The organism is Sphingomonas sp. ABOLH, from assembly GCF_003951715.1.
Taxonomy (GTDB): Bacteria; Pseudomonadota; Alphaproteobacteria; order Sphingomonadales; family Sphingomonadaceae; genus Sphingomonas; species Sphingomonas hankookensis_A.
In genome coordinates, this window is the sequence record NZ_QQWV01000066.1 from 1 (window position 1) to 12571 (window position 12571).

13 protein-coding genes are annotated in these 12571 nt (G+C 67.2%); 11 read left to right on the forward strand and 2 right to left on the reverse strand.

Features of this window, described 5'->3' with window-relative positions:
- The 10 genes from CA237_RS18415 to CA237_RS18460 all read left to right on the forward strand — a co-directional run.
- Positions 1-3885 (forward strand): strawberry notch family protein (locus CA237_RS18415; RefSeq protein ID WP_206433018.1); only part of this gene is annotated, 3885 nt, incomplete at its 5' end.
- Positions 3886-4049: 164 nt separating this feature from the next.
- On the forward strand, positions 4050-6098 hold the full coding sequence (locus CA237_RS18420) for a ParB/RepB/Spo0J family partition protein (RefSeq protein WP_037447387.1): 2049 nt from the start codon (positions 4050-4052) through the stop codon (positions 6096-6098).
- 125 nt (positions 6099-6223) lie between these two features.
- Positions 6224-7162: a zincin-like metallopeptidase domain-containing protein gene (locus CA237_RS18425; protein WP_062126480.1), complete on the forward strand. Its 939-nt coding sequence runs from the start codon at positions 6224-6226 to the stop codon at positions 7160-7162.
- Positions 7163-7177: 15 nt separating this feature from the next.
- Positions 7178-7669: a hypothetical protein gene (locus tag CA237_RS18430; protein ID WP_016510938.1), complete on the forward strand. Its 492-nt coding sequence runs from the start codon at positions 7178-7180 to the stop codon at positions 7667-7669.
- A gap of 40 nt (positions 7670-7709) precedes the next feature.
- Positions 7710-8024 carry a hypothetical protein gene (locus CA237_RS18435; RefSeq protein WP_010408907.1) on the forward strand — a complete coding sequence of 105 codons (315 nt, stop codon included), beginning with the start codon at positions 7710-7712 and terminating at the stop codon, positions 8022-8024.
- A gap of 84 nt (positions 8025-8108) precedes the next feature.
- The gene (locus CA237_RS18440; protein WP_024310640.1) at positions 8109-8300 is read left to right on the forward strand and encodes a hypothetical protein; all 192 of its coding nucleotides are present in this window, start codon (positions 8109-8111) and stop codon (positions 8298-8300) included.
- A 51-nt stretch (positions 8301-8351) separates the two neighbouring features.
- Entirely contained in the window at positions 8352-8996 is a 645-nt protein-coding gene (locus tag CA237_RS18445) for a hypothetical protein (protein WP_010408914.1), read from the forward strand.
- Between the two features lie 37 nt (positions 8997-9033).
- Positions 9034-9657, forward strand: a complete 624-nt coding sequence (locus tag CA237_RS18450) for a hypothetical protein (protein WP_126015169.1) — start codon at positions 9034-9036, stop codon at positions 9655-9657.
- On the forward strand, positions 9654-9899 hold the full coding sequence (locus tag CA237_RS18455; protein WP_079247040.1) for a hypothetical protein: 246 nt from the start codon (positions 9654-9656) through the stop codon (positions 9897-9899). Before CA237_RS18450 ends, CA237_RS18455 begins: the two co-directional genes overlap by 4 nt.
- Positions 9896-10414 carry a thermonuclease family protein gene (locus tag CA237_RS18460; RefSeq protein ID WP_024310646.1) on the forward strand — a complete coding sequence of 173 codons (519 nt, stop codon included), beginning with the start codon at positions 9896-9898 and terminating at the stop codon, positions 10412-10414. The genes CA237_RS18455 and CA237_RS18460 overlap by 4 nt, the downstream gene beginning before the upstream one ends.
- 63 nt (positions 10415-10477) lie before the next feature.
- Here the strand turns inward: CA237_RS18460 and CA237_RS18465 are convergent, their stop codons facing one another.
- Complete coding sequence (locus tag CA237_RS18465) at positions 10478-11002, reverse strand: hypothetical protein (protein WP_024310647.1); 525 nt, start codon at positions 11000-11002, stop codon at positions 10478-10480.
- A gap of 75 nt (positions 11003-11077) precedes the next feature.
- Here CA237_RS18465 and CA237_RS18470 point away from each other — a divergent pair, with 75 nt between their 5' ends.
- Positions 11078-12385, forward strand: a complete 1308-nt coding sequence (locus tag CA237_RS18470; protein WP_024310648.1) for a hypothetical protein — start codon at positions 11078-11080, stop codon at positions 12383-12385.
- A gap of 60 nt (positions 12386-12445) precedes the next feature.
- Here the strand turns inward: CA237_RS18470 and CA237_RS18475 are convergent.
- A partial coding sequence (locus CA237_RS18475; RefSeq protein ID WP_126015171.1) for a CsbD family protein occupies positions 12446-12571 on the reverse strand: 126 nt, incomplete at its 5' end.

Sequence of the window (12571 nt, forward strand, 5' to 3'; positions counted from 1 at the left end):
GATCTCGCCACGATCACGGTCATGCTCGCGAACGCACGCGCGGATGACATCGTACTCGAACCGAGCGCCGGCAACGGTCTCCTGGTAGCGGGCCTCCCGCCGATCGCGGCGCTCCAGCTCAACGAGATCGATCCCGCGCGCCGCGAGCGGCTGTCGGCCACCTTCCCGAAAGCCAGCGTTACCGGCCACGACGGCGCGCAGATCGCCAGCGTCATGGCATCCGCGGAGCGCCCCAGCCTCATCCTGATGAACCCGCCCTTCTCGCGCTCGCTCGGCCGCGGTGCCGACGCGCTCGCTGCGGTCCGCCACCTGCAGGCGGCGATCAAGCGTGTGCGGCCTGGCGGGCGCGTCGTCGCGATCATGCCCGACTGGTTCTTCAACTCCGCGCGCATGGGCACGATCTGGTCGACGACGCTGGCGAGCGTCGCGCTGCGCACCTCGATCCGGCTGACCCATGCCTATGGCAAGCACGGCACCGGAGTCGCGGTGCGACTCTATGTCATCGACAAGACGGTGGGTGATACCACGACGGTCACGCTCCAGCGCGGCGCCGTAAGCGACCTGGTCGAGGCGCTGGTCATCCCGCCCCGGCAGGATCTGATCCCGGAGGCCGCCACTCCGGCGCCGGTCAAGCGGGGCGGGGGGCTGTCCCTCCTGCGCAGCGTGAGATCGAAGCCCGCTGCCACCCCGCGCATCTTCCGCGCTCTCGCCAGGAACGAGGTTCTCCCGGTCGGCTACCAGGTACTCGAGACGCCGGCGCCACTCGCCGAGCAGTCCGGCGTCTATCTGCCCTATCGGCCGAGCCGTATCGTGTTCGACGCTGCCGGCGAGCATCCGACCGCGCTGGTGGAATCGATCGCGATGGGCTCGATCCCCGCGCCGATCCCCGTCCATGTTCCGTCGCTGCCCGAACGCACCGTCACCGAACGCCTCCTGTCCTCCTCGCAGCTCGAGACCGTCGTTTACGCCGGCCATGCCTGGACCCAGTATATCCCGGGCCTGAGCAAGCCAGACAAGGAGGGCGTGGGGCTGGTGCTCTCCGACGACGGACGCGCGTACCGCAAGGGCTATTTCCTGGGCGACGGCACCGGGGCAGGGAAGGGGCGGCAGGTCGCGGCCGTCATCCTCGACAACTGGCTGGCGGGTCGTCGCAAGAACATCTGGATCAGCAAGAACGAGGCGCTCCATGCCGACGCGATCCGCGACTGGACCGCGCTCGGCGGTCTCGCGGCCGATGTGCAGCCGCTCTCGCGCTGGAAGATCGACGAGCCCGTCACGATGGACGAGGGCGTCCTGTTCGTGACCTATCCGACGCTGCGCTCCAACCGCGGCGACGCCACCCGGCTCGATCAAATCATCGCCTGGGCCGGTGCCGACTTCGACGGCGTCATCGCGTTCGACGAGGCGCATGAGATGGGCGGCGTCGCGGGTGGCGAAGGGTCGATGGGCACCAAGAAGGGCTCGCAGCAGGGCATCGCCGGCGTTCTCCTGCAGAACCACCTGCCCGACGCCCGCGTGCTCTACGCCTCGGCGACCGGCGCGTCGGAGGTGAACAACCTCGCCTATGCCGTGCGGCTCGGCCTGTGGGGGCCGGAGACCGCCTTCGCCAACCGCGAGGCGTTCATCACCCAGATCCGGCAGGGCGGGATCGCGGCGATGGAACTGGTCGCGCGCGATCTCAAGGCGACCGGCCTCTACACCGCGCGCGCGCTGAGCTTCGCCGGGGTCGAATATGACATCCTCCGCCACGAGCTGACGCCTGAACAGATCGCGGTGTACGACACCTATGCCGATGCCTGGGCGATCATCCATCGCGGCCTTGAAAAGGCGCTCGAACTCACCGGCGTCGTCGACGGCAACGAGGGCAAGACGCTCAACTCGGGCGCGAAGGCCGCGGCGCGCTCGCGGTTCGAAAGCTGCAAGCAGCGGTTCTTCGGGGCGCTCCTCCTGTCAGCGAAGCTCCCGACCGTCATCGCGGCGATCGAACAGCATCTGGCGGCCGATCAGTCGGTCGTGCTGCAGCTGGTCAGCACCGCCGAGGCGATCCTCGACCGCCGCCTGGGCGAACTGTCGCCCGACGAGCGCGCCGACCTCGACATCGATCTCTCCCCGCGCGAGGCCGTGATCGACTATCTGACGCGGGCATTCCCGGTCCAGCAGATGACCTTCTTCCGCGATGACACCGGCGAGGTGCGCTCGCGACCGCTGTTCGACGAGAGCGGCCACCCGGTCACCAACCCCGAAGCCGAAGCCGAGCGCGACAATCTGGTCGAGCAGCTTTGCGCGCTGCCGCCGATCGCGGCCGTGCTCGATGCCATCATCACCCGGTTCGGCACCGAGATGGTCGCCGAGGTGACGGGGCGCACCAAGCGCCTCATCACGGTGAGCGGGGGAGGGCAGAAGCTCGAATCGCGCTCGGCCCGCGCCACGCAGGCCGATTCCGCCGCCTTCATGGAAGGCACCAAGCGCATCCTGGTCTTCTCCGACGCCGGCGGGACCGGGCGGTCTTATCATGCCAGCCTCGATGCGAAGAACCAGCAGCAACGCGCGCATCTGCTCCTGGAGCCGGGCTGGAGGGCCGATCGCGCGATCCAGGGCCTGGGACGTACCCACCGCACGCATCAGGCCTGCTCGCCCCTGTTCCGGCCCGTCACGACCGACTGCAAGGGCGAACTCAGGTTCACCTCGACCATCGCGCGGCGTCTAGACAGCCTCGGCGCTCTGACGCGCGGCCAGCGCCAGACCGGGGGGCAGAATCTGTTCGACCCGGCCGATAATCTCGAAAGCGACTACGCCAAGGCGGCGCTCATCAGCTGGTATCACCTGCTCGTCGCGGGGAAGCTGACCAGCACCAACCTCACCGATTTCCAGCATCGCACCGGCCTGGAACTGCTCGATACCGACGGCGTGTTGAAGGAGGATCTCCCGCCCATCCAGCGCTGGCTCAACCGGTTGCTGGCGCTGCCGATCGGGCTCCAGAACTGCATCTTTGACGAATTCCTGGCGCTGGTCGAGGCACGGGTCGCGGCCGCGCGCGAGGCGGGGACACTCGATGTCGGCGTCGAGACGATGACGGTCGAGACCGCGACCGTGCTCGACGATACGATCCTGCGCACCGACCCGGTCAGCAAGGCGACCTCGCACCTGCTGACGATCGAGGTGACCCGGCGCCGCAACCCCATGTCGCTCGAGCGCGTGCTGCGCATCGCCGATACCGACCAGACCGCCGTGTTCGTGCGCAACGGCAAGTCGGGCAAGGTCGCGCTGCGCACCAACGCGCGCTCCTGGCTGACCGAGGACGGGGTGGCGGTGTCGCGCATCGAACTGATGCGTCCGACCCGGCACGAATATCTCGCACTCGACGATCTCTACGAGACGGCCTGGGAGGAATGCAGCCGCGCACGGTTCGAGGCGGAATGGTCGGCCGAGGTCGACGAGATCCGCGGCAAGCTCGACGTCGAGACGATCCGGCTCGCGACCGGCCTTCTGCTGCCGATCTGGTCGGCGCTGCCGAGCGACCATCTCGTGGTCAACCGCGTGGTCGATGCCGAGGGTCGCTCCTGGCTCGGGCGCATGGTGTTCCCGGGCGACGTGCCGGCGCTGTTCTCGAAGATGGGCCTCGACAGCAACGACGTGCTCAGCCCGGCCGAGGTCGCGCGCGCCGCGATGGAGGGCGGGACGGTCACGATCCGGCGACCGTTCGTGTGCGAGGTGAAGCGCGTACGCGTCAACGCCAAGCCGCGCATCGAGATCAGCGGCGCACCGGCCGACCAGCTCGCGTGGCTCAAGTCGATCGGCTGCTTCACAGAGATCATCGCCTACAAGACGCGCGTCTTCATCCCCGTCGAGACGGCCGATGCGGTTCTCGCAAAGCTGATGGCCTGACCGGCACGATAACAGCCAGCTAGCAGCAAGGTAGCCGCTTGTCGGCGAGCCCCAGTCGCCCTCCCGCCCAAGCGGGAAACGAGAGGGGAGAAGGAGCGGGGAGGGTGTCCGGGTCGGGGGAAACACCCGTGCACCGGACACTTTCCCGCTCATGGAGACGATAGATGACCCAGACCGTCAAACTCGCGAAGCTGAAGCGTTCCGAGAAGAACGTGCGCACCACCCCGCCCAAGAATATCGAGGCGATGGCCGCCAGCATCCGCGCTCGCGGCATCATGCAGAACCTGCTGGTGACCGCCGCCCGCCCGAAGGGCATGTTCGAGATAATCGCCGGCGATCGCCGCTATCTCGGTGCGATGATGCTGGCCGAAGCCGGCGAGATCGTTGCCGCCGACTATGACGTGCCGGTCAAGATCATCACCGGCGACGAGGCGGACCTGCGCGAGGTGTCGCTGACCGAGAATTTCCAGCGCGAGCAGATGACCGTCGCCGAGGAATGCGTCGCGTTCCAGCACTTCCTCAAGACCGACGGTGACGTCGACGCGGTCGCCAAACGGTTTGGCCAGACCCGCCGCTTCATCGAGGGACGGCTGCGCCTCGCCGATCTTGCCGAACCGATCTTCGAAGCCCTGGCCGCGGGCAAGATCTCCTACGAGATGGCCAAGGCCTACGGCTCGACGGCCGACAAGGCCAAGCAGGAGCGCGTGTTCGAGCAGTATGGTCACTCGTCCTACGTCAACGCCGACCAGATCCGTCGCGCGATCGCCAACGACACGATGAAGGCGACGGATCCGATCGCGATCCTGGTCGGTGCCGATGCCTATGTCGCCGCGGGCGGCCGCATCGAGCGCGAACTGTTCAGCGAGGACGGTGACCGCTGGACCGACCCGGAACTCGCGCAGACGCTCGCTGCCTCGCTGATGGAGGCCGAGGCCAAGCGGCTCGGCGAGGAACTGGGCGTCGCATGGGTGCGCCCCGTCGCCACGACCAGCCTCTACGGCATCACGTCCGACCTCCACCGCGTGACGCTGCCGGCAGCGCCGCTGACGGACGAGGAACAGACGCGCTGCGACAAGATCGAGGAGCGCGTGCAGGTCATCGAGAGCGATATGGAGGACGAGGGTATCGATGACGACACCTATGCCGCGCTCGATGCGGAATCGGATCGGCTGCGCGAGGAATATCAGGCGATCCACGACAAGGCGCCCGAGCTGACCGACGAGGTCAAGGGCCAGGTCGGCGTCTTCCTGACGCTCGGCCGCGACGGCAAGATGACGCTCGACACGACCTATTACAGCGAAACGCCGATCCGCCTGCCCGGGGACGATCGGCCGCTGCCGTCGTCGCCGTCGTCGCGTCGCACCGCCGACCTGCCGCCCGAGGCGGTCGCTCCTGGCGGCAAGCCGCTCAGCGCGCGGCTCCATGACGAACTGGCGGTCCAGCGCCGCGACATCCTCGCCGCCTCGATCCTCGGCGATCCGGGGCTCGCGCTCGACTATATGCTGTTCTGCCTCGCCGACCCCAGCCACGGCTACGGCCGCTACGGGACGACGGTTCGGGCAGGGCGTCCGCAGGACCCGCAGATGCCCAAGGATCAGCCCGCCACGCAGGCGCAGGTCGCGATCGCCGAAGCCCGCGAGGGTCTCGACACGTCGTGGACGGAAGGGTCGAACCCGGTCGAGCGGTTCGAGGCGTTCCGCGCGCTCAGCGACGACGCCAAGGCGGCCTGGCTCGCGGTCGTGGTGGCGACCTCGCTCGAGGCCAAGCCCGATTACAGCTCGGTCACCACCAACCCGCTCCATGCGCGGCTCGCCTCGATCCTCGAGATCGAACCCGCCAAATGGTGGCGCCCTACCTCGGCGAACTTCTTCGACCGCGTGTCGAAGGGTACGCTGCTGGCGCTGCTCACCAACGTCGGGGGCGCGCCGCTCGCGGCCCGCTACATGGCCTCGAAGAAGGGCGAGATCTCGACCAGCTGCGAGAAGCTGTTCGCCGGCGAAGCGATCACCGAGGCGGAGACCAAGGACGCGGCGCTGGCCTGGGTGCCCGACGCGATGCGGTTCGATCTCGTGTCGGTCGCCGGTGCCGACGAGGCAATCGACGACGAGCCCGGCGATGAGGGCTTCGACGACGACGACTACGGCGACACCGATGATCTCGGTGCCGACGATGCCGGGATCGACAGCGACGAGGCGCTGATCGCGGCCGAATAGCCCCCCGATACCCCCGGCCCGTTCGTCTCCCGGGCACACCTTGGCGGCTGTCCCTCACCGGGGCGGCCGCCTTCTTTTTACCCGCGGACCGTCACGCGTGGCCCGCGCATCGAGGGAGCTTTCCCATGACCTTTCACCGCAAATCGACTGCGCCACGCCGCGATGTCGCGGCCGAGATCACCAACCTCATAATCGCCAAGCTTGAAGCCGGCGTCCTGCCCTGGTCGCGCCCCTGGGGACTGACCGGGGCAGGGGGGCGACCGCTGCGGCATTGCGGCACGCCCTACACCGGCATCAACGCGCTCTATCTCTGGGCGATCGGCGACGCCCAGGGGTTCTCTGGCCGCAACTGGATGACCTACCGACAGGCGACCGAGTTGGGCGGACAGGTACGGCGCGGCGAGCATGGCGCGCACAGCGTCTATTATTCGACCTTCTCGAAAACCGAGGCGGACCGCGTCACCGGCGAGGCGGCGACGAAGAATATCCGGTTCCTGCGCTCGTACACGGTGTTCAACGTCGATCAGATCGACGGTCTCCCGGCGTATTATTATCCGGTGCCCGCACCGCCCGAACCGCGCATCGAGAGCCGGCACCGCGCCGCGATCGATGCCTTCTTCGGAGGCCTGCCGGCGACCGTGCGGCATGGCGGCGATCAGGCATTCTATTCGCCGATCGGCGACTATATCCAGCTACCGCAGCGCGGCGCGTTTCGCTCGGACGATCATTACGCCAGCACGCTCGCGCACGAATATGTCCATTATTCGGGCGCGCCGCAGCGCCTCAACCGCGAGTTCGGCAAGAAGTTCGGCGACAACGCCTATGCGTTCGAGGAGCTGGTCGCCTGCATCGGCCAGTGTCTGGTGTGCGCCGACCTCAATCTGCCCGGCGAGCTGCACGACAACCACGCCAGCTACGTCGATCATTGGCTGAAGATCCTGAAGGGCGATTCAAGCGCGATCATCAAGGCCGCGGCGAAAGCCGAGCAGGCGGTGACCTGGCTCCATAACGCCGCCGCGGGTGGCGCGCCCGGGATCGACCAACCCGAAGCCCTCGCAGCATGACCTGGAGATCGCACCATGCACATCGAATTGCGCAAGCTGAAGGTGGTCGACGCTTTGTCCGAGGAAACGACCTGCTACTCGGCCGAGATCTGGATCGATGGGCAGCGCGCCTTCCTCGCCTCGAACCGCGGTCATGGCGCCGCGGACGATTACCATGCCGTCGGCAGCGTCACCGAACAGGCGGTCGATGCCTGGCTCGCCGCCAACCGGCCCGTCTCGCGGCTCGGCGACAGCGTCATGCCGCACTGCCTCGAATTCGAGGTGGCGGCGCTCATCACCCGGATCGAGGAGGCGAAGCGGCTGCGCCGGCAATGCCGGACGAAGCTGGTGACGATCGAGGGCGACCAGGTGTTCTGCTATCGGCTCAAGGGCAGGACACCCGCCATCGTGTTCGCCGGCGTGCAACGCCTCACCCCGTCGGCGCGCATGGTCAACGGCGATGACGCCGCGCTCGACGAGGCGGTCGCCGTGATGATCGCCCAGGCCGGGAAGCACGCCCCATCCTGATCGCATGACAGCTTCCACCCGACAGGACAGGATACGCACCATGCAACCGCAACGCCGCCCCCTCATCCGCGCACTCGCCTTCGACGAGGTCGGCGCCGCGATCGGCCGCCTCGTGGATGTCGCCTCGTCCGATACCGGGCAGGCCGCGCGCGTCGCGGACTTCCTGCTGGCGTGGTGGAATGGTGACGACAACGGCCACTTCCCCATCCTCCACCTCAGCAACTGCGACGCGATCATTTCCGAGGACATGCTAATTGTCATGGCCTGGCTCGCGCAGGAGCCTGCGATCTATCCCGATGCGTGGGGCTATCGTGACGCAATGGTCGACCTTGTCGGCCGATGGAGGCTGCGATGAGCGCACGGCCGTTACAACCATTATGGGCCTGCTTTCGTTTGCCCCGAACGCAATCATGGCGGCAGACCGTAGTGGGAGACTGGCATGAGCGATAATATACGGCTCGCGCTAATGCGGCAGGCGCTCGCGCTTTATGACGCGACCGACGACGGAGCGACCGTTGCCGCCTGTCATCTGCAGGCCGCGGTCGATGCGGAGCAGGGTCTGCGGCCTATGCAACCGGGCGAGGACATCGATCCTGAAATACCGGAGCAATTACGTAACTGGTTATCGTGAAGGGGAGGGGGAGCGAATTTCTGAGCGCGTGAGGCGCTCGGGAGATCGCTCATGCCCTACGATGTCGCCTTCCGCCACCAGCAGGCGCTCGACCCGAGCGCGCTGGTCACGATTGGAGCAAGCCTTCACGCCATCACCCGCGCGATCGACGACTGCCGCAACGCCGGCATCGCCTTCGAGACCGATCCCGCGGTCATCCTGCTCGCCCGCCATCTCGCAAGCGTCACCGCGCGGCAGTCCGAAGACGCGCTCCTCAAGCGGCGCTGCATGGACCGTATCGCCGAGCTGCGACAGCACCCGGCGCTGCTGACGCTCGCGGTGCGCGGCGTCGCGCACGATGCGGCCGCCAAGGATCGCTTCCACAGCGACGGACGCAAGGCGCTGCGCCGGCTCGCCGAAACGCTGGGGCTCGACCCCGCGCACTACGACCTTCGCTCGAACCGCAGCCACGCCTCCCGGTCCGGCGAGATCACCCTCCACGGCGAGGAGCTGTGGATGCAGCTATCGCTCCACGGCACCATGGCCGACCGCGAGGTCATCTACCGCCGCGTCAGCGGTCGTCACGATCACCTCGGGGAGCGCGACTGCTACGCCTCGATCCGCGACCTGCTCGCGCCCGAGCGGTTCGCCGTGCGGCTGCGCAAGGAATTGCGGCTCACACCGCCGGTCGCCGAGCCGGTCAGCCTGTTCGGCTGATCGATCACCCGTCCACACACGCGAAAGGACCGCCATCATGGGCTGGCTAAGCATGCCGCTGTCGTCGATGTTCCCGCACACAGGCCCCAAAGCCTATCTCGACGCGCAATTCACCTACGACAACCGCAATGCCGACGGGAAGGGCAAGGCGCTGCGCGTCATCGCCTCTTCCTGCCTGCGCAACAAGGTCTGGTACGCGGCCGTGGTGCCGTCGACCGACGGCACCGACGAACCCGCCTTCGCGGCCGTCTGCCTGGTCAGCTGGAATCCGCGTGCCAAGGACGGATTCGTGTTCGCCTACAAGGATATGACCGAACACGCCGGGCCATGCGAGGCCGAATGCCCCGAGCGCATCCTCTCGCTGCTCGGCGATACCGACGATCCCGGTGCGCTCGACTGGCGCCGACGCTGCCTCGAGCGGCTCGCGACCCCGGTACGCCCGCTCGAACACGGCATGCACATCCGCTTGCCGAGCAAGGTCACCTTCGTTGACGGCTATGAGGGAGACGAGTTCATCGTCCACAAGCGCGGCCGCAAGATCTCGCTCGCGATCCCCGGCAACAGCTACCCGAAATATCGGATCGGTAACCTTCGCAAATGGGCGTGGACACTCGTGCCGCCCAAGCCCGAAACTCGCGTCCACAAGACGGTGTTCGGTTGATCGCCGACATCCCCCACGTCAGGATCATCGCCATGTCCGCCCCGTATCCGCCCGTCACACCCAGCCCGAAGCGGTCGCAGCTCTGCAGCCGCGCCCATGCCCAGCGCGTCGCCATGCGGATGTTCGATGCCGGCGCACGCCAGGTCTCGATCGTGCGCACCGGCGATCCGCTGCAACCCTTCCGCGTCCTCCCGGTCATCGTCGACGGGCCGAACGTCGAAGTCGAATTGCGCTACGCATGAGGGGCGCGCTGCTCCTCGGCATCGCCGCGCTCGCCGCCTGCGGGGCAGGGGCACCCCAGGGCCACGACGGTGCGACGATCACCGGCGAGGGGCGGGCGATCGACGGCGACACGGTTTCGGTCGATTTCCGCCTGTCGGGGGCCGACGCCTTCGAGCGCAAGCAGATGTGCTCGAAGGACGGTGCCTGCTATCCATGCGGCAAGTTTGCTCAGGATTCCGCCTCGCGTATCCTCAAGAGCGGTGTCGCCACGATCCGCATGACCGGCGCGAGCAGCTATGGCCGCCCGATCGCCATCGTGACGGTCGACGGCTACGACCTGGGCGAGCAACTCATTTTGCAGGGTCTGGCGGTGCCGGCGACGCAATATCTGCGCGGCGATCCGCAACGCGCCGCGCGCTATGTCGCCGCGGCAGAACAGGCCCGGTCAGCGGGTCACGGTGCCTATGCGGGGGAATTCATCGATCCGGCGCGCTGGCGGCGCGGGGAACGCCTCGCGTGCGAGGCGCGTTATTGATATCCCCCCCTTGGAAGAGGCGGTCCGGCATGCTCCCTTGCCGAACCGCCTTTTCTTTTGTCGTCAGCCCTTGAGCTTCGGACCGGGGCCACGATCGTCGGAATCGTAATCGGGTCCCGGGTCATGCGACCAGGACGCGCCGATCGCGAACGCCGCGTCGAACCGGCCCAGCGGACCGTCCGGCTCGGCCGCGACATACGGGTTGACCAGCGGCTTCACCGGCAGCTTGTTGCGGTAGATGTGCCCGGCGATGCGACCGCGCGCCTCCAGCAGCTTCTCCAGCCAGACGAGATCGTCGAGCATGGTCACGACGCCCTTGCCGGCGACGCAATAATAGAGGCACCGCTGGAAATCGTCGCACGCGGTGCTGAGGATCGTGGTCAGCTTGACCTTGCCCTCGTTCTCGCCCTCATGAATCCATTCGAGCGATTCCCGCAACTCGCGCGCCGAGAGATACGCATCCTCCGGATTGCTGCCGATGCACGCTCCGGCGAGCATGCGCCGGGTGACGCGAATATCCAGATCGACCGACAATTCGGTGAGCACCGCGTCGAGGTCGAACTCTCCGATAAATTCCGAACGCTTCATGGCCAGCTCCTTTGTTCATTGAACGTAACGTGAACAAAGGCGACAAGGCAAGCATTATGGAGTAGCATCACCACCATGTGGCTCGTCCCGCGCGATACCCGGGGTCTAACCTCCCGCTCGCCCGTCCCCGACGTGGTGCGCGAGGCGCTGGTGCGCTGGTATACCGGCGAAGGCGAGGACAGCGATCACCGCGCGTCGGTCATCATGGTGGTCAAGGCACGCGACCATCACCAGTGGATCGCCTGCGACTGCCTGGGGGAGGGGACGGACCCACCACTACTCTCGCCGGCCTATCTCTCCGAAGCCGAAACCTATTACCTGCGACGCCTTACCAGTATCCGCCAGCGTCGCCCCGAGCATGACGTCGACTGCCCCTTCTTCCGCGAGCAGGCACCGCCCCGCATCCGCGAGAAAGCGACCGCCACCCCGCGCACGATCAACGAGCCGGACGGGCTGTTCTCGGCGCACCGGCTCGCCCCCGAGAAACTGGCGCAGCTGCCCGACGACAGCGAACCCGACGATCGCACCCGCGGCGTCGCGATCCCGCGCCTCGCGCGGCTGCTGTGGCAGCTGATGGAAATGGCGCAGGTCAACGTCGTCGAGCCGCTTGAGGTCGGCGAGCCGCGCACCACGTCGATGGCGAGCGAATTCGCGGCGATGCGCGCCGCGGCCGAACGGGTCCAGATCGCACCGGGTATCCCGCTCGCGCGCCATCTCTACACCCACATCGACCCCTACGAACGCGGCATCGTATTCGCGAAACTGCGCGAGGCGGCGAAGAAATGGCCGAGCGAGCACGCCCCGCAGGCCTTCCTCCTCCTGTATGCGATCGACGTCTCCGGCTCGACCATCACGCTTGCCGAAGGGCGCGAGCTGATCGTCAAGAACCGCATCCGCCACATCGGCGTCCACCAGCGCCACATCGGACCGCCGTATCTGGTCCTGGCCGTCGTCGGCGAGCACAACCCGCGCGAGGGCTATGCGTGCCTGCGCGCCTATGCGCAGCCGATCGCGCGCCCCGCCAATTTCGTCGCGATCCACAATCTCGCCGAACGCAAGACGATCGTCGGCCTGCTCGATCTCCAGTACCGGCTTCGCCGGCGCGGCATCGGCGTCGGATTCAAGCGCCTCCTGTTCGACATCGCGACGTCGATCGGCGACGTCCGCCCCGACCTCATCCTGGACCTGCGGGACTTCACCACCGGCGAGGTGATCGAGGCGGCGCTCGAAGTCGTCACCGGCGACAATCCCGATGCGCTGGGGCTGAAGCTGCGCCAGGTCGAAAAGCTGCGTGAGATCGCGCCCGTCGTGACGATCCATGCCGAGGATCTCGAAGGCGATAATCTGGAAAGCGCCGTTCTCGATCAGCTTCATATCGGCTGATACCGAAACGGCCGCCCCGGTTTCCCGAAACGGCCCTCGTCTTCACACCGGAATCTGCGGTCAGATGTTGTCGCCGAGCGCGCCCTTGACCGAGCCCTTTACGTCCTGAGCGGACCCCTTCAGCTTCTGGGCCTTGCCCTCCGCTTCGAGGCTCGCGTTGTCGGTCGCCTTGCCGATCCCTTCCAT